Origin of the sequence: Denitrificimonas caeni (assembly GCF_905120345.1) — a bacterium.
Lineage (GTDB): Bacteria > Pseudomonadota > Gammaproteobacteria > Pseudomonadales > Pseudomonadaceae > Denitrificimonas > Denitrificimonas caeni_A.
This window is the reverse complement of the sequence record NZ_CAJHOA010000002.1, coordinates 474,103-496,595: the sequence shown is the minus strand read 5'-3', so window position 1 is coordinate 496,595 and position 22,493 is coordinate 474,103. Positions and strand designations below refer to the sequence as shown.

Here is a 22,493-nt window from a genome sequence, read left to right as displayed (position 1 = left end):
TCTCATGCTAAGTCCATTTTTGATAGACCAGTAGGAGAAACGCCATGACTGACAAGCCAAAACTCACATCTGTTTCTGGATGTCCGATTGCCAACAACCAAGATAGTTTAACCGCCGGTGCGCGTGGTCCGCTGCTACTGCAGGATGTTTGGTTTCTGGAAAAGCTCGCACACTTTGATCGCGAAGTTATTCCTGAGCGCCGTATGCACGCCAAAGGGTCTGGTGCGTTTGGTAGTTTCACTGTTACCCATGACATCACCCAATACACTAAAGCGACAATGTTTGCTGACGTCGGCAAGCAAACGGATATGTTTGTGCGTTTCTCTACCGTTGCCGGAGAGCGTGGTGCGGCCGATGCTGAGCGTGATATCCGTGGTTTTGCCATGCGTTTTTACACCGAGCAGGGTAACTGGGATTTGGTGGGTAACAATACTCCAGTATTCTTCTTTCGCGACCCGCTGAAGTTTCCTGATCTGAACCATGCGGTGAAGCGTGATCCGCGCACCAATATGCGCAGCCCAACCAATAACTGGGATTTCTGGACCGGGTTACCTGAGGCGTTGCACCAAGTCACTATCCTGATGAGTGACCGAGGTATTCCTACTTCTTTCCGTCATATGCATGGTTTTGGCTCGCACACCTTTAGCCTGATTAACGCTAACAATGAGCGTTACTGGGTTAAGTTTCATTTTAAAACTCAGCAAGGTATTAAAAATCTAACCGACCAAGAAGCCGCTGAACTGGTCGGGAAAGATCGTGAAAGCTCACAACGTGACTTGTATGAAGCCATCGAGCGCAGTGATTTCCCGCGCTGGACTATGTTTGTGCAGATCATGCCAGAAGCGGATGCCGCTAAAGTACCGTATCACCCGTTCGACCTGACTAAAGTGTGGCCAAAAGGTGATTATCCACTGATTGAGGTGGGTTACTTTGAGCTGAATAAAAACCCTGAGAACTATTTTGCCGATGTTGAGCAAGCGGCCTTTAATCCAGCGCACATTGTGCCAGGTATCAGCTTCTCGCCTGACCGGATGCTACAGGGTCGTCTGTTCTCCTATGGTGATGCGCAACGCTATCGTTTGGGTGTGAATCACGCGCAGATTCCAGTGAACACACCGCGTTGCCCGTATCACAGCTACCACCGTGATGGTGCGATGCGTGTTGATGGTAACCAAGGCAGTCGCTTGCATTATGAGCCAAACAGTCAGGGCGAATGGCAAGAGCAGCCAGATTTCTCTGAGCCACCGTTAGCGTTAGAAGGCGCAGCTGATCGTTTTGATTATTGGGAGACTGAGCCGGACTACTTCACTCAGCCTGGTAATTTATTCCGTCTTATGAGCCCAGCGCAGCAACAGGTGCTGTTCGAGAATACTGCGCGCAATATGAACGGGGTTCCGGATGCGATTAAGATGAAGCACATCTGCCATTGCATGCAAGCTGATCCTGCATATGGGCAAGGTGTTGCAGCAGCTTTAGGTATTGATCTACCGAAATAGATGGCCTAGTTACCGCTGTTAGTCACCACACAAGCCTCGTCTATCGAGGCTTGTGTGATTTTAGCACTTACAGTTTATCTTTAAGAAAACGGCCAGTATGTGAAAGGCTATTGTTAGCAACCTGTTCAGGTGTGCCGGTAGCAATAATTTCGCCACCGCCAGAGCCACCTTCAGGACCGAGATCGATAATCCAATCTGCAGTTTTAATCACATCCAAGTTGTGTTCAATCACCACGACAGTATTGCCGCGATCGCGTAAGCGGTGCAGCACATCAAGCAATTGTTGAATATCAGCGAAGTGCAAACCAGTGGTGGGCTCATCGAGGATATACAACGTTTGTCCGGTATCGCGTTTGGACAGTTCACGAGAGAGCTTAACCCGCTGCGCTTCGCCACCTGAGAGCGTGGTAGCGCTTTGCCCAAGACGAATATAAGACAACCCTACATCAATCAGTGTTTGTAGCTTACGGGCTAGGGCAGGCACTGGATCAAAGAAAGCGCGCGCTTCTTCAATGGTCATGTCCAACACTTCGTGAATGTTTTTACCTTTGTAACGGATATCCAAGGTTTCGCGGTTATAGCGCTTACTTTTACAGGTATCGCAGGCCACATAAATATCAGCCAAGAAGTGCATCTCAACCTTGATAACGCCATCACCTTGGCAGGCTTCACAACGGCCACCTTTGACGTTAAAGGAGAAACGCCCTGGGCTGTAACCGCGCGCACGGGATTCAGCGACACCTGAGAATAACTCCCGGATGGGCGTGAAAATGCCAGTGTAGGTCGCTGGGTTAGAGCGCGGGGTGCGACCAATCGGACTTTGGTCAATATCAACAACCTTATCGAGTAGTTCAACGCCTTCTAGTGACTGATAGGGCGCTGCTTCTAAGGTGGTCGCACCGTTTAGCGCCGTGGCCATCAATGGGTAGAGCGTATTGTTGATCAGGGTCGATTTACCTGAACCTGAAACACCGGTGACACAGGTCAGTAGGCCGAGCGGGATGTCTAAATCAACATTCTTTAGGTTATTACCAGTGGCACCGTGTAAGCGCAGCATTTTTTCTGGATTGACTGACGTGCGCTCAGGCGGGTAGGTGATCTGTACCTTGCCGGATAAGTATTGACCAGTGAGCGAGTTCGGATTGGCCATTACTTCAGCAGGAGTCCCTTGCGCGACGATTTCACCGCCATGCACACCTGCGCCAGGGCCGATATCGACAACATAGTCGGCCATGCGAATCGCATCTTCATCATGCTCAACCACAATCACGGTGTTGCCGATTTTACGTAGATGATCAAGGGTATTGAGCAAGCGTTCATTATCGCGCTGGTGCAAACCAATGGATGGTTCATCAAGGATATACATCACACCAACCAAGCCTGCGCCAATTTGACTGGCCAGACGAATCCGCTGTGCCTCACCGCCGGACAAGGTGTCGGCACTGCGGTTGAGGGTCAGATAATTCAAGCCCACGTTGACTAAGAACTGTAAGCGTGCACTGATCTCTTTAAGAATTTTCTCCGCGATCTCACCACGTTTACCCGGTAAGGTTAGAGCAGAGAAATACTCGAATGCTTCGCCGATGGGCATGGACGTGATGGTGGGTAAGGTGTTTTCGCCAACCCAGACATGACGCGCTTCACGGCGCAGGCGCGTACCTGAACAGTCAGGGCAGGACTGGGTGCTGAGATACTTGGCCAGCTCCTCACGGACGGTATTGGATTCAGTCTCACGGTAGCGGCGCTCGAGATTCGGTACAATGCCTTCGAAGGGGTGCGAGCGCTTAACAATATCACCACGGTCATTCAGATAACGAAACTCAACTTGCGTTTTACCTGTACCGTGCAGAATAGTTTGCTGTGTGGCTTTATCCAGCTCTTTAAAAGGGGTCTCAAGGCTAAAGTCATACTGCTGAGCCAGCGAATTGAGCATCTGAAAATAATAGACATTGCGTCGATCCCAACCGCGAATCGCTCCTTCAGCCAGAGTTAGCTCGCCATTGACCAAGCGTTTGGTATCAAAAAACTGCTTAACACCTAAGCCATCGCAGCTTGGGCACGCGCCGGCCGGATTGTTAAAGGAGAATAGCTTGGGTTCTAGCTCACTAATGGCATGGCCACAATGCGGACACGCAAAGCGAGCAGAAAATACCATTTCCTCGCTGCCGTCATCGTCCATGGAGGCTACTAAAGCAATGCCATCGGTTAAACGTAGTGCTGTTTCAAACGATTCGGCTAAGCGCTGAGCGAGGTCATCGCGGACTTTAAAGCGGTCAACCACCACATCAATCGAATGTTTTTTCTGTTTATCCAGTTTAGGTACGTCGTCTATTTCATAGAGCGTGCCGTTGACGCGGACGCGGACAAAACCTTGTGCGCGCATTTCTTCAAAAACAGAAAGATGTTCACCTTTACGCTCACGTACTACTGGGGCTAACAACATTAAGCGCCGTTCGGCTGCTTGGCCAAGAACCAAGTCGACCATTTGACTGACGGTCTGTGCTTCTAACGGAACATCATGGTCAGGGCAGCGCGGTACACCGGCGCGGGCATAGAGTAAGCGTAAGTAATCATAAATTTCAGTGATGGTGCCGACGGTTGAACGAGGGTTATGTGAGGTTGATTTTTGCTCAATAGAAATCGCCGGAGACAAGCCTTCAATAGTGTCAACGTCAGGTTTTTCCATCATGGATAAAAACTGACGTGCATAGGCCGACAAAGACTCAACATAACGGCGCTGACCTTCGGCATATAAAGTGTCAAAGGCTAATGAAGATTTACCTGAACCGGACAGACCGGTAATCACAATCAGTTTATTTCTAGGTAAGTCGAGATCAATATTTTTTAAATTATGGGTACGAGCCCCACGAACTACTATGGTATCCACTGCATTCCTCGCGTTGCGAGTGTAAACGGTTGAGTATACGGGTTAGAGGTATGCTGCGGCAAAGCGTTCCTCCTGATAGAATCGCGTCTCTAGATCAAGGAGACATCATGAACGAGCATAATAACGATGCAATGAACGCTCAAGAGCGCCGTGCGACAGCTGGCTTATCGCTGGTCTTTGCTTTTCGTATGCTGGGCATGTTTATGGTTCTGCCAGTGCTGGCAACCTACGGGCAAGATTTATCTGGAGCGACGCCTTTTCTACTGGGCTTAGCGATTGGAGCATACGGCTTAACTCAGGCGGTATTACAAATACCTTTTGGCATGCTCTCGGACCGTGTAGGGCGCTTGCCGGTTATTTATATTGGTTTGTTAATTTTCGCTGCCGGTAGTGTGGTGGCGGGTATGTCTGATTCAGTCTGGGGCGTTATTGCAGGTCGCATCTTGCAAGGTGCCGGTGCAATTTCAGCTGCAGTCATGGCGTTGTTGTCAGATATCACCCGTGAACAACACCGTACTAAAGCGATGGCCGTCATTGGTATTAGCATTGGTATCTCTTTTGCCGTGGCGATGGTGGTCGGGCCGTTGGTGACTCGTGCTTTTGGTTTGTCTGGACTGTTTTGGTTCACCGCAGCGATGGCCTTGCTGGGTATTGTAATTATTGCTCTGACGGTGCCGAAGCCAACAGTACAGTTGCAGCATCGTGAGTCAGGTGTGGCAACGGCGGCGTTATCGGCAACGTTACGTAATGTTGCTTTGCTGCGTTTAGACTTAGGTATTTTTGTTTTGCACGCGCTGTTGATGGCCAGCTTTATTGCTTTGCCTTTAGCGCTAGTAGAGCAGGGTGGTTTGCCAAAAGAAGAGCATTGGTGGGTGTATCTGATAGCAATGTTTGTCGGTTTTTTTGCCATGCTGCCGTTTATTATCTATGGTGAAAAAAAGCGACAGATGAAGCGTGTCTTTATCGGAGCAATTAGTGTTTTATTACTGACTGAATTGTTTTTTTGGTGGTTTGGACAAAGCCTGAATTTACTAGTGATCGGCACCATCGCCTTCTTTACTGCATTTAACTTATTGGAAGCGAGTCTACCGTCCTTGATCAGTAAGTTTGCACCGGCCGGCGCGAAAGGTACAGCAATGGGTGTGTATTCGACGAGTCAGTTTTTAGGGGCGGCGCTGGGTGGTATCTTAGGTGGTTGGTTATTTAGTTTAGGCGGAGCGTCAATAGTTTTTGCAGGATGTGCCGCACTGGCCGCACTCTGGTTGGTTTTTGCTGCTAATATGCAAGAGCCGCCTTATGTCACCAGTTTGCGCTTGTCGGTCTCTCCGGCCGCTATACAAACCACGCAATGGTTGACTCGATTACGTTCACAAGCAGGTGTTATGGATGCGGTGTTGGTGGCAGAGGAAGCTGCTGTTTATGTAAAATTTGATACGCAAATAATAGATCGTGCGACTGTTGAAACTTATTTATAAGTGATCTTAGTGCACTGACTGGATGGAGAAAGCTATGGCTCGTGGAATAAACAAAGTAATTTTAATTGGTAATGTGGGCGGCGACCCAGAAACACGTTATTTGCCTAATGGCAACGCGGTGACTAACTTGACTTTGGCGACCAGTGATAGCTGGCGTGATAAGCAAACAGGGCAAATGCAAGAGCGCACTGAGTGGCACCGTGTGTCATTTTTTGGAAAAATTGCTGAAATCGCCGGTCAGTACTTACGCAAGGGTTCGAAAGTTTATATCGAAGGCCGTTTGCAGACCCGTGAGTGGGAAAAAGATGGTGTAAAGCGTTACACCACTGAAATTGTTGTGGATATGGGCGGTAGCATGCAAATGCTAGATAGCCGTGGTGATAATGAAGGTGGCAGTCGTCCTGCACCTGCGCCGCGTCCTCAGCAGCAAAGTCAGCCACAACAGCAACAGCAGCAGTCACGTCCTGCGCCGAGTGTGCAGCATGATGCGCAGCCTGCACCTGATTATGATAGCTTTGATGATGATATCCCGTTCTAAGATTGACATACGTTATACAACATCTCTGAGGGGCTGATATGCAATTACGCTTGGTTTTGCTGGGTGGCGGTAACGCGCTAGGACAAGCTTTGGTACGTTTGGGTGCCGAGGAGGATATTTCCTTTCTCGCGCCTAAACCTGAAAAAGGTGCTTGGGACGCTGCCGGCTTAACCACCCTCATTGATGAAGTACGTCCTGATGCAGTGATCAATCTGGCGTACTACTATGATTGGTTTCAAGCTGGTGCAGTGGATCCTTTGCATTTTGTTCCGCAAGAGCGAGCGATTGAGCGCTTAGCGCAGTTGTGTAAGCATTACGATTGCATTCTCTTGCAACCATCTAGTTACCGTATATTTGATGGTGTGCGTGCCACCGCTTATAGCGAAAGCAGTGAGTGCAAGCCGCTCAGTCCACGAGGACAGGCTTTGCAGCGTATGGAACAGAGCGTACGAGCGTTATGTTCCAAGCATATTTTGCTGCGGGTTGGCTGGTTACTGGATGACAGTCCTGAAGGGATGTTGGGTCGTGTATTACGTCGCGCACAAGATCATGAACCGGTCGAGATGGCCGATGATCGGCGCGGCAATCCAACGCCGGTGGAAGATGCTGCGCGGGTTATGTTGGCGATATTAAAACAGCTCGATTGTTCGGCGCCGTTATGGGGTACTTACCATTATGGCGGGCAAGAAGCCGCGACGGCGTTAGCAGTTGCGCAAGCAATTTTAGCTGAAGCCCAGGCTTGGCGGCCGCAATTGAGTCAAGAGGTGGTGTCGCGAGCGCATGCGAGTTTTGCTGATGCGGTGATTGAGCCACAGCATGGTGTGCTAGACAGTCGTAAGATTACCCATACTTTCGGCATTAAGCCGCGGGCGTGGCGAACAGGTTTGGCAGATTTGCTCGACAGCTATTATCGCAATGTCTAAGGTTTGTCTGATCGAGTCAGTGCTTGCGTTCCTATAGGAACGCAAGCACTTTAATAGTTTAGCGCAGGATGTTGCAGCACAAATAAAAACAGGCGCTTAATGCGCCTGTTTTGTTTTCGCTGGTAAAACTTAGAACTTGTAGCCAAGACCGACCATGTAAACCCATGGTTTAACATCAACATTTACTTTGGCGCGAGCCACATCAGCCACATTCACATAAGCATCTGTATCAATATCGATATAACGAATTTGGCCGTTGATCAGCAAATTATCATTAAGCATATAGTCAGCACCAATCTGCGCTGCTAAGCCCCAAGAATTTTTAATATTTAAGCTTTTCAGTGGAAGGCCCGCTGCGTTATTACCAGCTTTAGCACCACTACTTACGCTCTCGTCAAAGAACCAAGTGTAGTTAATACCTGCACCAACATAGGGCTGGAAGGCTGATTTACTATCCAGTGGGTAGTACACAGCACTTAAGGTCGGTGGTAAGTGCTTAAAGCTACCAAGCTTACCGTCAACCGCGCCGGTGCCTTTAATGTTCGCTTCATGCTTAAAAGGTGTTGCTGCTAGTAATTCAACACCCCAATGGTCAGTGACCATATAAGCAAAGTTTAAACCCAGTTGGGTGTCATTATTTAGAGTGGCTTTACCACCAAGATTTGCGCCTTCAAGAATACCTCGGTCACCTTTAACACCGGAAGTGCTTTCATGAGTTTGTACAGTCACAGCACCTGCACGAACGATAATATCGCCGGCTTGGTGAGCTTGAACTGAAGGTGCTGCAACCGCTAACGCCAATAATGACGTGGCAAATAAAGTTGTGCGCATGATGTGCTCCGTTTGCAATTTGTCTTATGTGTTGGTTGGTAACAATGTTACGGAATGAAGCACACTGCTGTTTGATACAGATCAACAAAAACGCCGCTAGTTAACTATGTCGCTGTGAAAATGGCACTTAAGATAGATAAGCGTGACTAAGTTGGCTGTTTTTGGCTGTGCAGCGCTACCGATAGGCTGCGGGGTGATTGATTTAATGTGACTTTAGGCGAGTCATCGAACCGCAAATGAAAAGCGTTGCAGCATTCAGAGTCACAAAGCGGTAAACTTGCCGGCATATTTTTTTCCTACTCCGTTGGAGCGTTTTATGTCACGCACGAGTTCACGCACGAGTTTAAGTCGTTTCCTTATTGAACAAACACGTTCGCATCAAACCCCGGCAGAGCTGCGCTTTTTAATCGAAGTAGTGGCGCGCGCTTGTAAAATGATCAACCACCAGGTGGCTAAGGGCGCATTGGGCGGTGTTTTAGGTAGCATGGGTACTGAAAACGTACAGGGTGAAGTACAGAAGAAACTCGATGTGTTATCTAATGAGATTCTTCTCGAAGCGAATGAGTGGGGTGGCCACCTCGCCGGTATGGCGTCTGAAGAAATGGATAATGCCTATCAGATCCCAGGTAAGTACCCAAAAGGTTCATACTTGCTGGTGTTTGACCCATTAGATGGCTCGAGTAATATCGATGTGAACGTCTCTGTTGGTACGATTTTCTCAGTGTTACGCTGTCCAGATCGCAATGGTGACGATGGCGATTTAGGCGAGGAAGCATTTTTGCAGCCTGGCACTGAGCAGGTGGCAGCAGGCTACGCGATCTATGGTCCGCAAACCATGCTGGTGTTGACCTTAGGCAACGGCGTTAAAGGCTTTACTTTAGATGCTGAAATGGGCTCATTTATTATGACTCATGATGATATTCGTGTGCCTGAGCAAACTGCAGAGTTTGCCATCAATATGTCCAATCAACGCCACTGGGAAGCACCAGTAAAACGCTATGTCGATGAACTGCTACAAGGCGAAGAAGGACCACTCGAGAAAGACTATAATATGCGATGGGTTGCGGCAATGGTTGCTGATGTTCACCGTATTTTGACGCGTGGAGGTATTTTTATGTATCCACGTGATAGCCGTGAGCCAGAAAAACCAGGTAAATTACGCCTGATGTACGAAGCTAATCCGATGTCGTTTATTATTGAGCAAGCCGGCGGCGTTTCAACCAACGGCTATCAGCGCATTATGGACATTCAACCGAGCTCGTTACATGAGCGCGTTGCAGTATTTTTAGGCTCCAAAGAAGAGGTTGAGCGTGTAACAGGCTATCACGCTGAATAAAATGCTATAAGCTGCATCCATAACGCACAAAGCCAGGCTCGCCTGGCTTTGTGCGTTATGGATGCAGTGTTGACTTGGGTCAATACTTCATTGATTTGATAGGTTTGTTGAGGCGTATGAAGATAAGCCTGTATGTCCGATGTTCTCTGCATTTGCATCAATATTATGTACATTGATTAACAGTAAAAAAAATAACTATGACTTTGGTCAAGGTGTATTAACTGCCCCGCTTGCTAAGCTCAAGGTACTTTTTAAGTACTAAGGCACGATCATGCAGGCTATTTATTTTTTATCCACACAGCGCAGAACATGGGCCCGTATAGCTTGGCTAATGCTCGTGTTGGTGTTCTTTTTTTCTGTATTGGGCTCAGCGCAAGCGGCAAGCTTAAGCGCGCTAGAAAAGGGGCGTATAGCTTTAGCTTTTCCACAGTCGGGCACTATTACTGAACCTGAAGGCGAGTTTCAGATAAGACAGATTTTGTTGGGTGATGAGTTACTCGGCTATGCCTATCAGACTATTAATGTGGTGGATATTCCAGCTTACTCAGGTAAACCTGTTAATTTGCAGGTGCTCTTAGATCCCCAAGGTGTTATCAGAGATGCTTATGTTTTAAAACATGAAGAGCCCATCTTATTGATTGGTATTCCTGAGCAAAAACTGCATGATTTTGCGGCGAAATATGAAGGCATTCGGGTTGATCAGCGCGTTGTAATTGGCCGCTCAAAAGATGAAACTGCTATCACCATTGATGCGGTCTCAGGTGCTACTGTAACGGTTATGGTGGTGAATGAAGCCATTATGCGTTCTGCACACCGAGTGGCGGTGTCGCTTGGTTTGGTAGAGGCTCACTCACAAGTTAAAAGTAAGCCCGCCATAGTGCTGATGGATCAGTATGAGAAAGCCAGTTGGACCACCTTGACCGGTGATGGCTCTATTCGTCGCTTATTGCTTAACCGCGGACAAGTGGATGATGCCTTTATTGGCAGTGAAGCAGAAGGTGTCGATGCGGCTGCTGCAGATCAGCGTGATGATACTTTTATTGATCTCTATGTCGCCGAGCTGAACCCGCCGACGATTGGTCGTAACCTATTGGGTGAAAGACAATATAAAGACTTAATGGATGAGCTGAAACCTAACGAGCATGCCATTGTGGTGCTGGGTAATGGTGAATATTCATTTAAAGGTTCCGGCTATGTACGTGGCGGTATTTTTGACCGTATTCAGTTACGTCAATTTGGCGACATTATCAGTTTCCGTGACTTAGACTTTTATCGCTTAAGTGATGTGTATGCCGAAGGGATGCCAGATTTTACTGAAATGGGCATCTTTATTATTCGGCCACAATATGCCTTTGATTCAGGGTCAGACTGGACGTTAGAACTGTTAGTTCGTCGTCAAACCGGCCCGGTTGACAGCATCTTTACCAGCTTTGAATTGGCTTACCAAATTCCTGAAATGTACATTGAGCGCCCACCATTAACCGCGTCTGAACAGGCGGCGATTGATGAAGCGAATCGTCCATTGTGGTTGAATATTTGGTATCAAAAAACTTTCCAAATTAGCGTGTTAGGTATTGGCTTATTCGTACTGTTCGCGATCTTGTTCCTGCAAGATCAATTAGTGCGCCATCCTAAATGGCTACACCGCATTCGTATGGGTTATCTGACCTTTACTGTAGTGTTTATTGGTTGGTATGCCTTAGGGCAGCTGTCCATTGTTAACGTGCTAACTTTTGCGCATTCGATTATGAATAACTTTAGTTGGGAGCTGTTCTTAAGTGACCCCGTCATCTTTATTCTCTGGGGTGTGACTGCAGCGATTGTCTTGCTCTGGGGGCGCGGTGTGTTCTGCGGCTGGTTATGCCCATTTGGTGCCTTGCAAGAGATTATTAATGAGATTGCGCGCAAGATAAAAATCCCACAGTACGAAGTGCCATTCGCATTGCATGAACGGCTCTGGGCGATCAAATACATTATATTACTCGTGCTATTTGGTATCTCTCTCGAATCAATGTCGACTGCAGAGCAGTTCGCAGAGATTGAGCCCTTTAAAACCGCAATCACATTGAGGTTTGATCGTCAGTGGTGGTTTGTTCTATATGCTGTCGTTTTGCTAGTGATTAATATCTTTACTCGCAAAGTGTATTGCCGTTATATCTGCCCGCTGGGCGCTGGTTTAGCCATACCGACTAAACTACGTTTATTTGACTGGCTCAAGCGCCGCAAAGAGTGCGGTACACCTTGTCAGTTATGTGCGGTTGAGTGTGAGGTTCAAGCGATTCATCCTGATGGGACGATCAACGCCAATGAATGTCACCACTGCCTCGATTGCCAAGTGACTTACTTTAATGAGGATCGTTGTCCTCCTTTGGTGGCGAAGAAGAAACGCCGCGAACGCACTAAAGCAGCTCCGCAAACGCAAGAGCCGCAAATCATTCCGGCCGTCCAGCTGGAAACCACGTCTTAATTCCGTCCAAATTAAGATAAATTATCAAGGAGATGTATCTGTCATGAGCGAAAAGAAAACAACAACTGAGATTGAAAAAGCAGGCTTAAGTCGGCGCGGATTTCTTGGCGCCACTGCAGTCACTGGTGCAACCCTAGCAGGTGCTACAGCGATCGGCTCTTCTGTAATGAGTCGTGAAACTTGGGCTGCTGCTGTTAAAGAGGCGAAGAATAAAGCCCATGTTGGTCCTGGTGAATTGGATGATTACTACTGCTTCTTAAGTGGCGGTCACCAAGGTGAAGTGCGTGTGATGGGTCTACCATCTATGCGCGAACTGATGCGTATTCCAGTTTTTAATATGGATGGTGCTGTTGGTTGGGGTATTACCAACGAAAGTAAGGCTGTTTTAGGTGAAAGTGCCAAGTTTATGAATGGCGACTGTCACCACCCACATATTTCTATGACTGATGGCAGTTATGATGGTAAATATCTATTTATTAACGATAAGGCCAACACCCGTGTTGCGCGTATTCGTTTAGATATTATGAAGTGTGATAAAATCACTACCATTCCTAACGTACAATCAATCCACGGTTTGCGTTTGCAAAAAGTACCTTACACAAAATATGTACTGTGTAACGCAGAATTTATCATTCCACATCCTAACGATGGCACAAACCTCGATAACCTCGATGCAGCAGAAAAGTACACCATGTACAACGCTCTCGACGCCGAAACCATGGAAATGGCATGGCAGGTAATTGTTGACGGTAACCTTGATAACACCGATATGTGCTACACCGGTAAATATGCGGCAGCAACGTGCTACAACTCAGAAGGTGCTACTGATCTTGCTGGTATGATGCGTAACGAGCGTGACTGGGTCACCATTTTTAATATTCCGCGTATTGAAGAAGAAATCAAAGCAGGCCGCTTCATCACTTTAGGTGATTCTAAAGTACCTGTAGTTGATGGTCGTAAAAAAGAAGGTAAAAACGCTCGTGTCACCCGTTATGTGCCGGTTCCAAAAAACCCACACGGCTTGAATACTTCACCAGATGGTAAATACTTTATTGCCAACGGTAAGCTGTCACCCACCTGTTCAATGATTGCCATTGATATGTTGGACGATTTGTTTAATGACAAATTTGCCGATGAACGTGAAGTGGTTGTCGCTGAGCCAGAGTTGGGTTTAGGCCCATTACACACCACCTTCGATGGTCGCGGTAATGCGTACACCACACTGTTTATTGACAGTCAGGTGGTAAAGTGGAATATGGAAGAAGCCGTTCGCGCTTACAAAGGCGAAAAAGTGAACTACATTAAGCAAAAGCTTGATGTACACTACCAGCCAGGCCACAACCATGCGTCATTGACTGAAACAAAAGATGCTGACGGTAAGTGGTTGTTAGTGTTGAGTAAGTTCTCTAAAGACCGTTTCTTGCCAGTGGGTCCATTGCACCCAGAGAATGATCAGTTGATCGATATCTCTGGCGATGAAATGAAAATCGTGCATGATGGCCCATCCTATGCTGAGCCGCATGATGCGATTATGGCGCGTCGCGACCAGATCAAAACCAAGAAAGTTTGGGATCGTGATGACCCATACTTTGCTGCAACAGTAGAACGTGCGAAAAAAGATGGCATTACTCTAGAAACGGATAACAAAGTGATCCGTGATGGTAATAAAGTCCGCGTTTACATGACGTCTATTGCTCCGTCTTACGGCATGAGCGAGTTCACTGTTAATCAAGGTGATGAAGTTACTGTTACAATCACCAACTTGGATATGATTGAAGACGTAACCCATGGTTTCTGTATGGTAAACCACGGTGTCAGTATGGAAATCAGCCCACAGCAAACTGCGTCAGTGACCTTCACTGCTGATAAGCCTGGTGTGTTCTGGTACTACTGCAACTGGTTCTGTCATGCACTGCACATGGAAATGGTCGGTCGTATGCTCGTTAAACCTGTGTAAAAACAGGTAAAAGCTACCGGCGATGCACTGGCAATCAGGCATCGCCGGTTTTCCGATACATTGGGGACTTTATATGCAGGCTCGTAGACAACAGGATGCGCGGCGATGATTCGCGGAATTATTTACAGTGTTGCATTGATTTTAGCTCTGCCTGTTTACGCAGCAGAAGAAGTACCTGACGAATTGAAAAACGTGCAATTGCACGAGATACAAGCCGCACCCGATGCGGACTTAAAATTACAATCAATCACTCAATTACCTTTAGAAAAGGTCTCCGAGCAACATTGGCGCTTACCTGCCGGTGATTATGTCGGGCATTTTGTGATGGATCAGCCAATGATCCTCGAGTGCGCTAAAGACGCTTATTTACGTGCCGATGGACTTGGTAATGCGCTGAATATTCGCGCCGCAGATGTCACCATTAAGAACTGTGATATCAGCGAATGGGGCAATAACCTGACGCAAATGGATGCAGGTATTTTTGTTGAACGTACGGCTAAAAATGCGCGTATTGAAAACAACTTTATCCATGGTCAAGGTTTTGGTGTGTGGGTCGATGCCACGCACAATGTGAGTATTATTGATAACAAAGTCCAGGGTGATAAAGATTTACGTAATCAAGACCGTGGCAATGGTATTCATTTGTTTGCTGTGCGTTTTGCGAACATTAGTGGCAATGAAATTTGGGAAACCCGCGACGGTATTTATATAGAAGCGGCCAATGATAATATTATTCATAACAATCATATCCGTGATTTGCGTTATGGCATCCACTATATGTTTTCCAACCGTAATCAAGTCACCAACAACAGTACCACGCGAACGCGTACCGGCTATGCGCTGATGCAAAGTCGTCAGCTGACGGTCACGGATAACCGCTCTGACCATGATCAGAACTACGGCTTACTGATGAACTACATCACCTATTCCACGCTTAAAAATAATTTTGTTACAGCTGTACAGCCAGGCTCTGGCGATGGTGTGCATATCAGCGGAGCAGAGGGTAAAGCGCTATTTATTTATAACTCACTGTTTAATACCCTCGCTGGTAATCACTTCGAACATAGTGCGTTGGGTATTCACCTGACAGCAGGATCAGAAGATAACCGTATTTATCACAACTCCTTTATTGGCAATCAGCAGCAAGTAAAGTATGTGGCTATTCGCTACCAAGAATGGTCACACGAAGGTAAAGGTAATTACTGGAGCGACTATTTAGGTTGGGATCGCAACAGCGATGGTGTTGGCGATGTCGCGTACGAGCCTAACGATAACGTTGATCGATTACTGTGGATGTACCCACAGGTGCGCTTATTGATGCACAGCCCAAGTATCGAGTTATTACGCTTAGTGCAGCGCGCTTTTCCAGTGGTTAAATATCCTGGCGTACAAGACAGTTATCCTCTTATGCGCCCAGTGAGCACGGCTGCCCCTCTTTCATCAGGAATATCAGAATGAATGCTGTAGAGCTGCACAATGTTTATCAGCAGTACGGCACTATGGCTGTGCTGGACAATATCAGTTTGAACGTTGCGGAAGGCGAAGTGCTAGGCCTGTTTGGTCATAACGGCGCGGGCAAAACGACCACAGTACGTTTGATTTTAGGTTTGTTACAAGCCACAAGTGGGCAAGTTCGCGTATTAGGTGGCACCCCTGGCGATAGTGATATTCGTCGAGACATTGGTTTTTTACCAGAAAACGTCACTTTTTACCCGCAGTTAACTGGACGTGAAACCTTGCTGCATTTTGCACGCCTAAAAGGTGCGGCAGTGCAACAGGTAGATGACTTGCTTGAGCAGGTAGGCTTGACTGCTGCCAGCTCGAAACGAGTAAAAACCTACTCTAAAGGCATGCGCCAACGTCTTGGCTTGGCTCAAGCTTTGTTAGGGCGTCCGCGCTTATTATTATTGGATGAGCCTACAGTTGGTTTAGACCCCATTGCCACGCAAGAGCTGTATCAAGTGATTGGTCGCTTGCGGGATGAAGGCACTAGTATTGTTATTTGCTCGCATGTGTTACCCGGTGTCGAGCCGTATATTGATCGCGCTGCAGTGTTAGCGCTTGGACGTTTAGAGGCGATTGGTAGTTTGCATGAGTTGCGCACTCAGGCGCAGTTACCGGTACGTATTCGTGCGGCGGGTTTAACTGTCGCGCAGTTGAGTGCGCCTGATGTGCAAACCATCCGTCCTTTACACGGTGCTTGGCATGAAGTGTTTGTTGCTCCGGCGGATAAACTAGCGACGGTGCAACGTATTTTACAACTACAGCCGCAAGACTTAGAAGTGCAGCCTCCTTCGTTAGAAGACCTGTACTGCTATTACATGGAAAAAGCAGGTGCCTTGGGTGTTGCAGGAGTTCAGCAATGAATCAGATTTGGAATATTGCCCGTAAAGAGTTTAGCGATGGTTTACGCAACCGCTGGATGCTGGCAATCAGTGTGGTTTTTGCTTTATTGGCGGTGGGTATTGCGTGGTTTGGCGCTGCTGCTTCTGGGCAAATTGGCTTTACTTCAATCCCCGCTACGATTGCCAGTCTAGCGAGTTTGGCAACTTTTTTAATGCCGTTAATTGCCTTATTGCTAGCTTATGATGCGATTGTTGGTGAAGACGAAGGCGGCACCTTGATGCTGCTACTGACCTATCCATTAAGTCGTGGACAAATTTTACTGGGCAAATTTGTTGGTCATGGCATGATCTTGGGTTTAGCGACGCTGATTGGCTTTGGTTGCGCAGCAGTGGCTATAGCCGTATTAGTTCCTGAAATTGAGCTGGGCATGTTGGTCTGGGCCTTTACTCGTTTCATTGTTTCCTCCACCTTATTGGGTTTGGTATTTTTAGCCTTGGCCTATGTTCTTAGCAGTCGCGCCAATGAAAAGTCCAGTGCAGCTGGTTTAGCTTTAGGGTTATGGTTTTTATTTGTGCTGGTGTTTGATCTAGCCTTGCTCGCAGTTTTGGTGGTTAGCGAAGGTACCTTCAGTCCCGAAGCTTTACCTTGGTTATTGTTGCTCAATCCTGCGGATATTTATCGACTGATTAATCTGGCTGGTTTTGAGTCCAGCTCAAGCACCGTCGGGGTGATGGCGTTAGCCGGTGATTTGCCAGTCAGTAGTGCCGTATTATGGGGTTGTTTAGTCGCTTGGGTTGCCACCTCATTAGCTTTAGCACATTGGATGTTTGCCCGTCGAACAGCATGATTTCATAACAATTAAGGAGCTTGAAATGATAAAAATGCAAAGTGTTGCCATGCGTTGGTTGGTGGTGCTGTTAGCAAGTGTTTTGCTGACGGCCTGCGGTGATGATAAAAAAACAGCAGAAGTGGCTGAAGTATTAGGCCCTGTGGCTTTTGAGTCCGGTGACGAGTGTCATGTTTGCGGGATGATCATTACTGAATTACCGGGTGCTAAAGCACAAGCTTTGGAAAGCAGCAGCACTGCAGTGCGCAAGTTTTGCTCGACGCAAGACATGCTTAGCTGGTGGCTGCAACCGGAGAATCAGCACCTTAAAGCTGAGTTGTATGTACACGATGTGGCAAAAACCCCTTGGGATCATCCAAAAGATGAACATCTGATTGATGCACGTACTGCATGGTATGTGGTTGGTTCAAGCTTACAGGGTGCTATGGGACCGTCCTTAGTTTCCTTTAGTAGCCGTGAAGCAGCGCAGTTGTTGGCCGATTCTAAAGGCGGCCGCGTACTGAGTTGGGATCAATTGGATATGGCTGTTCTGCAAGAGCTCGCCAGCGCTGGGCATGAGCATGCGGCGGCATACGGCGAGCATTTGATGGATGAGTATGGTGTTGCTGAAGAAATCGATGAGCACGACCAGCATACAGCCCCAGTCGACGTACCTGCTACAGATGCAGCAACAGAGCATGATGCACATCAGCAGCATTAATCTTTTGTTTGCTTGATGCTTCAATACATTCAATAGGCACTCAGTTGTCTATTGAATGTGAGCTCTTATTCATCCACCTCCGCACTTGTTCCTATCGTTGTTGCTGATTTGAAATATTGCGTTGTGCATTGAAGAGTGTATCTTGAGCTATAACTGAGATTTTTGTTTAATCTTGGCGCGCCACCTCTATAGTATTTTTTGGCTGTATGAGATCGTACTATGTCACCTCCGCAAATGACGCCTCGCCCTGCCTCCACGCTTATTTTGACACGGGACACTTCGTTTGGATTAGAAGTATTCCTAATGCAGCGTACCCATCAAGCAACCTTTATGCCGGGTGTTTTTGTTTTTCCTGGCGGAGCTGTAGATCCTATGGACAGCAGTGACAGCATACTGTCACTCTGCAATAGCATCGATGACACTGACGCCAGTTGCATGCAGGGCGTGGAGCAAGGTGGTCTTGCATATGCGATTGCTGCGATCCGAGAAAGCTTCGAGGAGGCCGGTTTGCTGCTGGCCCATAATGCGCAAGGGACTTATGTGGAAATCGCTGAGTCGAGTGATATTGAATATTATGCTGGCATGCGTGAAGGGCTGAATACTGGGCAATTGACTTTTGCTGATGTGATCCGTCTCAGAGGTCTGAAGATTGCTGTGGAAAAGCTGGTCTTCTTCAGTCGCTGGATTACGCCTGTTGGACTACCGCGGCGCTACGATACGCATTTTTTTGTTGCGGCTGCTCCAGAGCAGCAGATAGCCGTACCGGATGGTCAGGAAGCCATCGATCATATTTGGCTTGCTCCATTAGACGCGCTGGAGAGAGGAAGGCGCGGCGAGTTGCCACTGTCGTTACCGACAATAAGCACATTACAAGACATTGCGGCATTCGAAACAACTGCTGCGCTGATCAACTCTGCGCGCAGTCAACGCCGAGTGAAACCCAGGCAGTAACGACTGGTTGTTAGCCGTATTGGATGGAATTGGTTTTTTAGTTGATTGCCATGAGCAGTTAGCAGTTGTAAATCCAGGAGCAGTGAGCGAAAAGCCGGTGAGTGCCGTTATCGTCGCTACTCCTGGTTTTTTACTTAGCGTTTAATATGTGAAATCTTCGTACCTTCAATGCTCACACCAGCCATCAATCCTTGCTGACTGAAGATAAATGCATAAGCATCATTTTTCAGTGAAGAGGAAGAAATATTCTTAGCGATGCCTTCGTCAACGACAACTACGGTCGGACCGACACCTACTTCCCAACCTTTGGTCTTCTCTATATAGCTAACTGCTTCATCGGTCATCAGAAACACTGCATATCCATAAGATTGTGCACCGATTTGAACACCCCATGAGCCAGCAACAGAGTTGTAGTAATCGATAACCTGAGAGCCTTTCAGCAGAACGCCTTCACCATAGCTGCCGCCGAAGACCAATCCGGCTTTAATCATATTAGGGAAAACCAAAACCGCCTTGGCACTTTGTGAAAGTGTTTTGGCTACGGGTTCGGCTTTATATAGTGTTTGCAATGCCTGCAGAGAATCTCTATCTAAATCCTCAGCCGTTGCTGCGCTTGCCAGATTCAACGTCGCCATCGAAACGGTGGCTACCGCTGCAACGATGAATGCAATAAATGTACTGCGTAATTTGTTCATTATATTATCCTTTTTTGATGAGCATCCGAGCTTTTCCTGATCGCACAAAGGCAACCAAGCTATTTGACAATACTCGGGAAACAGCAGCATAGCTAGTTAAATAGTAAAGTTCAGTCTTCACACAATCGATGTATGTTCGTATGTATTGTCTCCTTAATTAGACGGTTCTTCGCTATAGGAATGGGTACTTCGCACCAGCACCCATCAGGCTTTTGCTTTAAACTCATGAAGCAAGCAGGCCTGTTTTTGATCCGCGTAGAATTGGGTTGAGTCACGCCGATATCAATATTTTTAGCAGTCGATAGTAAGAGGTGGACGTGAAAGCATTATTGCAGCGGGTTAGCCAAGCCAGCGTTAGTATTGAAAACCTTGAGGTGGCACGCATTGCGGATGGTTTGTTGGTTTTGATCGGTATTGAACCGCAGGATAATCAGCAAAGCATTGAGAAAATGCTGCATAAACTGCTTAATTATCGGGTTTTTGCTGATGAGCAGGGGCGAATGAACCACTCTTTAACGGATACACAAGGTGGTTTACTGTTGGTTTCGCAGTTTACTTTAGCTGCTGATACCCGCAGTGGTTTGCGTCCAGGGTTCTCTACTGCTGCGACACCGGCGCAAGCGCAAGAGTTGTTTAAACAATTGGTCACTTTGGCACAGCAACGCCATAGTACTGTGCAGGCAGGACAGTTTGCTGCAGATATGCAAGTACAGTTGATAAATGATGGGCCAGTGACCTTTATGCTGGAGGTCTAGCTCAAATCTGCGCAGTACTGTTAGACAACAGCTGCCGCGCAGAACGCGTTGATGCATCGATGACTGCCCGAGCTTTTAGCGCTATGGTTGCAATCGATAATAGTCTGAGCGTCGATTAAAAGCGCTTTTTCAATAAACGTAAACTATTGATAATCACCAATAAGCTGGCGCCCAGATCAGCAAATACGGCCATCCACATTGTGGCTTGACCGCTGATGGCCAACACTAAAAATATTAATTTAATCACCAAAGCAAAGCTGATATTTTGTTTAAGAATCGTACTTGTGTGCTGCGATAAGCGAATAAATTGTGGGATTTTGCGTAAGTCAGCATCCATTAAGGCAATATTGGCTGCCTCAACTGCACTATCTGAACCGGCTGCAGCCATGGCAAAACTGATATTAGCTTGGGCTAAGGCTGGCGCATCGTTAATACCATCACCGACCATGCCCACAACCTGCTGCGCGTTGCTTTGCAGTTGCTGCACGGTGCGTTGTTTATCTTCGGGTAGCATCTCACCGGTGGCTTGTTGAATGCCCACTTGTGCGGCAATAGCGTTCGCTGTGTGCTGATTATCACCGCTGAGCATTAACGTGTGTACACCTAGCGCGTGCAGTTGTGCAATGGCCTCAGCAGCTTGTTCACGCAAGGTGTCCGCGACCGCAAAGCAGGCGATGACGTCGCTCTCGCTGGCCAGCATCACGACGCTTTGTCCTTGCTGCTCAAGAGTTTGTAGTTGCTTTTCGAAATGCTCTGAATCAATCTTCAATTCTTTGATGAGACGCTGGTTACCTAAGTAATAGCGTGTGCCATTGATTATGCCGCTACTGCCGCGTCCCAGTAGGGCTTGGAAGTCACTGACTTCATACCAGTGGTCTTGCTGGTCTATAAACGCATGCTCAATGGCTTTGGAGACTGGGTGGTCGGAACGTGTGGCGAGGCTAGCGGCTAAATGCTTAGCGTTGCTATGTGCATCATGCAGCAGCAGTGTTTGCGTCAATACGGGCGTGCCATGGGTGAGGGTGCCTGTTTTATCGAAGGCTAATGTCGTCAGCGCTTTACCTTGCTCTAAAAAGACACCACCTTTAATTAAAATCCCCTGGCGGGCTGCTTGAGTGAGAGCGCTGACGACGGCGACCGGAGTAGAGATGACCAGTGCACAAGGGCAAGCGATAACTAATAACACCAGCGCCTTATACAACCAGACCGACCACAATCCGGCAAAAAGTAGAGGGGGTACGATGGCGACCAAACAGGCAATACCGACCACGATTGGCGTGTAAACTTTGGCAAAGCGATCAATAAAACGTTGGGTTGGCGCACGACTGACTTGCGCTTCTTCAACCGCATGGATAATCCGTGCTAGTGTTGAGTTATCTCGCGTCGCTGTGGTGGTGTACTCCAGAGCACCTTGCATATTGATACTGCCGGCAAATAGCGGACTGTCGATGCTCTTTTCAACCGGTAAGCTTTCACCGGTAATGGGAGCTTGATTAACCGTTGAGTTGCCACTGACCACAATGCCATCTAAGGGCACACGCTCGCCCGGTTGTAAGCGCACTCGGGTGCCAATAACGACCTCGTCAGCAGATTGTGTTTGCCACTGTTGCTCAACTAAAATGAGCGCGGTTTCTGGCGCCAGTTCTAACACGCTATGAATTGCGTAACGGGCGCGATCGAGTGACTTCGCCTCAATCCATTCTGCGAGGGCAAATAAGAAAGTGACCATCGCTGCTTCCGGCCAGTGGCCGATAAAGAGTGCGCCGGTTACAGCAATCGTCATTAAGGCATTAATATTTAGATTGCCAGTACGAATGGCAATCCAGCCTTTTTTTAACACCGGTAAGCCAACCGTGAATAACACTACAAGGGTGAGGACCACGGTACTCCAATGCGTACCGTCCAGTCTCCAGTCTAAGACCTCAGCGGCAGTAGCGGCTATACCAGCAATAATGAGCGGCCAGCGTGCTGACTGCGGCTGATGAAGTGCACTGCTGTTGCTCTGCTCGTGTTGCAGCTGTGGTCTAAATCCGATGCTCTCTAGAGCGCTCATAATTGTTGCAAGAGCAGACTCTGCATGACTGACGGTGAGCTGGCGCCGCATCAGATTAAACTCTACTGCGCTAATACCCGATACAGTCGCCAGCTTGCTACGAATCAGCTGCTCTTCGGTGGGACAGTCCATTTCGGTAATGATAAAGACACTGGTGATATGTGTAGCGTCTTTTTTTGTGGAAGATCTAGGTTGCGTGTTGTCTATGCCGCACTCCGTTTTGCAGGATTTCATAG

The 22,493-nt window shown here is 47.7% G+C and carries 17 protein-coding genes; 13 read left to right on the top strand and 4 right to left on the bottom strand.

Translation table 11 applies throughout. The features are described 5' to 3' along the window. The first annotated feature begins 44 nt into the window (after positions 1 to 44). Positions 45 to 1,496: a catalase gene (locus JYJ62_RS05910; RefSeq protein WP_205341266.1), complete on the top strand. Its 1,452-nt coding sequence runs from the start codon at positions 45 to 47 to the stop codon at positions 1,494 to 1,496. A gap of 67 nt (positions 1,497 to 1,563) precedes the next feature. Here the strand turns inward: JYJ62_RS05910 and uvrA are convergent, their stop codons facing one another. Further along, positions 1,564 to 4,383, bottom strand: coding sequence for an excinuclease ABC subunit UvrA (gene uvrA / locus JYJ62_RS05905; protein WP_205341265.1), 2,820 nt, complete (start codon positions 4,381 to 4,383; stop codon positions 1,564 to 1,566). A 107-nt stretch (positions 4,384 to 4,490) separates the two neighbouring features. On the opposite strand from uvrA, the gene JYJ62_RS05900 reads away from it, so the two are divergent. From JYJ62_RS05900 to JYJ62_RS05890, 3 genes are read left to right on the top strand one after another with little or no spacing between them, the layout of a single operon-like run. After that, positions 4,491 to 5,858, top strand: coding sequence for an MFS transporter (locus tag JYJ62_RS05900; protein ID WP_205341264.1), 1,368 nt, complete (start codon positions 4,491 to 4,493; stop codon positions 5,856 to 5,858). 34 nt (positions 5,859 to 5,892) lie between these two features. Further along, positions 5,893 to 6,396, top strand: coding sequence for a single-stranded DNA-binding protein (locus JYJ62_RS05895; protein ID WP_205341263.1), 504 nt, complete (start codon positions 5,893 to 5,895; stop codon positions 6,394 to 6,396). 38 nt (positions 6,397 to 6,434) lie between these two features. Beyond that, positions 6,435 to 7,319 carry a sugar nucleotide-binding protein gene (locus tag JYJ62_RS05890; RefSeq protein WP_205341262.1) on the top strand — a complete coding sequence of 295 codons (885 nt, stop codon included), beginning with the start codon at positions 6,435 to 6,437 and terminating at the stop codon, positions 7,317 to 7,319. Between the two features lie 129 nt (positions 7,320 to 7,448). Here JYJ62_RS05890 and JYJ62_RS05885 read toward each other — a convergent pair whose 3' ends face one another. After that, on the bottom strand, positions 7,449 to 8,150 hold the full coding sequence (locus JYJ62_RS05885) for an OmpW/AlkL family protein (RefSeq protein ID WP_205341261.1): 702 nt from the start codon (positions 8,148 to 8,150) through the stop codon (positions 7,449 to 7,451). Between the two features lie 316 nt (positions 8,151 to 8,466). Between JYJ62_RS05885 and JYJ62_RS05880 the strand changes: the two genes are divergently transcribed. From JYJ62_RS05880 to JYJ62_RS05845, 8 genes are all read left to right on the top strand, one after another. Further along, entirely contained in the window at positions 8,467 to 9,486 is a 1,020-nt protein-coding gene (locus tag JYJ62_RS05880) for a class 1 fructose-bisphosphatase (protein ID WP_205341260.1), read from the top strand. A 271-nt stretch (positions 9,487 to 9,757) separates the two neighbouring features. Continuing rightward, the gene (nosR, locus tag JYJ62_RS05875) at positions 9,758 to 11,953 is read left to right on the top strand and encodes a transcriptional regulator NosR (protein WP_232365724.1); all 2,196 of its coding nucleotides are present in this window, start codon (positions 9,758 to 9,760) and stop codon (positions 11,951 to 11,953) included. 43 nt (positions 11,954 to 11,996) lie between these two features. Further along, positions 11,997 to 13,910, top strand: coding sequence for a TAT-dependent nitrous-oxide reductase (gene nosZ, locus JYJ62_RS05870; protein WP_205341259.1), 1,914 nt, complete (start codon positions 11,997 to 11,999; stop codon positions 13,908 to 13,910). 105 nt (positions 13,911 to 14,015) lie between these two features. Next, the gene (locus JYJ62_RS05865; protein WP_205341258.1) at positions 14,016 to 15,368 is read left to right on the top strand and encodes a nitrous oxide reductase family maturation protein NosD; all 1,353 of its coding nucleotides are present in this window, start codon (positions 14,016 to 14,018) and stop codon (positions 15,366 to 15,368) included. After that, positions 15,365 to 16,276: an ABC transporter ATP-binding protein gene (locus JYJ62_RS05860; RefSeq protein ID WP_205341257.1), complete on the top strand. Its 912-nt coding sequence runs from the start codon at positions 15,365 to 15,367 to the stop codon at positions 16,274 to 16,276. Before JYJ62_RS05865 ends, JYJ62_RS05860 begins: the two co-directional genes overlap by 4 nt. After that, positions 16,273 to 17,103, top strand: coding sequence for an ABC transporter permease (locus JYJ62_RS05855; protein WP_205341256.1), 831 nt, complete (start codon positions 16,273 to 16,275; stop codon positions 17,101 to 17,103). Before JYJ62_RS05860 ends, JYJ62_RS05855 begins: the two co-directional genes overlap by 4 nt. 25 nt (positions 17,104 to 17,128) lie before the next feature. Continuing rightward, positions 17,129 to 17,803: a nitrous oxide reductase accessory protein NosL gene (locus tag JYJ62_RS05850; protein WP_232365723.1), complete on the top strand. Its 675-nt coding sequence runs from the start codon at positions 17,129 to 17,131 to the stop codon at positions 17,801 to 17,803. A gap of 303 nt (positions 17,804 to 18,106) precedes the next feature. After that, positions 18,107 to 18,754 carry an NUDIX hydrolase gene (locus tag JYJ62_RS05845; RefSeq protein WP_232365722.1) on the top strand — a complete coding sequence of 216 codons (648 nt, stop codon included), beginning with the start codon at positions 18,107 to 18,109 and terminating at the stop codon, positions 18,752 to 18,754. A 134-nt stretch (positions 18,755 to 18,888) separates the two neighbouring features. Here the strand turns inward: JYJ62_RS05845 and JYJ62_RS05840 are convergent, their stop codons facing one another. After that, the gene (locus JYJ62_RS05840; protein ID WP_232365731.1) at positions 18,889 to 19,389 is read right to left on the bottom strand and encodes a YSC84-related protein; all 501 of its coding nucleotides are present in this window, start codon (positions 19,387 to 19,389) and stop codon (positions 18,889 to 18,891) included. Positions 19,390 to 19,766: 377 nt separating this feature from the next. Here JYJ62_RS05840 and dtd point away from each other — a divergent pair, with 377 nt between their 5' ends. Then, positions 19,767 to 20,204, top strand: coding sequence for a D-aminoacyl-tRNA deacylase (dtd, locus tag JYJ62_RS05835; RefSeq protein ID WP_205341253.1), 438 nt, complete (start codon positions 19,767 to 19,769; stop codon positions 20,202 to 20,204). A gap of 115 nt (positions 20,205 to 20,319) precedes the next feature. On the opposite strand, the gene JYJ62_RS05830 is transcribed toward dtd, so the two are convergent. Beyond that, the gene (locus JYJ62_RS05830) at positions 20,320 to 22,491 is read right to left on the bottom strand and encodes a heavy metal translocating P-type ATPase (protein WP_205341252.1); all 2,172 of its coding nucleotides are present in this window, start codon (positions 22,489 to 22,491) and stop codon (positions 20,320 to 20,322) included. Positions 22,492 to 22,493 lie beyond the last annotated feature (2 nt).

Coding starts and splice junctions, on each gene's coding strand:
- JYJ62_RS05910 (WP_205341266.1), top strand. CDS start 45: ATGACTGACAAGCCAAAACTCACATCTGTTTCTGGATGTCCGATTGCC.
- JYJ62_RS05900 (WP_205341264.1), top strand. CDS start 4,491: ATGAACGAGCATAATAACGATGCAATGAACGCTCAAGAGCGCCGTGCG.
- JYJ62_RS05895 (WP_205341263.1), top strand. CDS start 5,893: ATGGCTCGTGGAATAAACAAAGTAATTTTAATTGGTAATGTGGGCGGC.
- JYJ62_RS05890 (WP_205341262.1), top strand. CDS start 6,435: ATGCAATTACGCTTGGTTTTGCTGGGTGGCGGTAACGCGCTAGGACAA.
- JYJ62_RS05885 (WP_205341261.1), bottom strand. CDS start 8,150: ATGCGCACAACTTTATTTGCCACGTCATTATTGGCGTTAGCGGTTGCA.
- JYJ62_RS05880 (WP_205341260.1), top strand. CDS start 8,467: ATGTCACGCACGAGTTCACGCACGAGTTTAAGTCGTTTCCTTATTGAA.
- nosR (WP_232365724.1), top strand. CDS start 9,758: ATGCAGGCTATTTATTTTTTATCCACACAGCGCAGAACATGGGCCCGT.
- nosZ (WP_205341259.1), top strand. CDS start 11,997: ATGAGCGAAAAGAAAACAACAACTGAGATTGAAAAAGCAGGCTTAAGT.
- JYJ62_RS05865 (WP_205341258.1), top strand. CDS start 14,016: ATGATTCGCGGAATTATTTACAGTGTTGCATTGATTTTAGCTCTGCCT.
- JYJ62_RS05860 (WP_205341257.1), top strand. CDS start 15,365: ATGAATGCTGTAGAGCTGCACAATGTTTATCAGCAGTACGGCACTATG.
- JYJ62_RS05855 (WP_205341256.1), top strand. CDS start 16,273: ATGAATCAGATTTGGAATATTGCCCGTAAAGAGTTTAGCGATGGTTTA.
- JYJ62_RS05850 (WP_232365723.1), top strand. CDS start 17,129: ATGATAAAAATGCAAAGTGTTGCCATGCGTTGGTTGGTGGTGCTGTTA.
- JYJ62_RS05845 (WP_232365722.1), top strand. CDS start 18,107: ATGCAGCGTACCCATCAAGCAACCTTTATGCCGGGTGTTTTTGTTTTT.
- JYJ62_RS05840 (WP_232365731.1), bottom strand. CDS start 19,389: ATGGCGACGTTGAATCTGGCAAGCGCAGCAACGGCTGAGGATTTAGAT.
- JYJ62_RS05830 (WP_205341252.1), bottom strand. CDS start 22,491: ATGAAATCCTGCAAAACGGAGTGCGGCATAGACAACACGCAACCTAGA.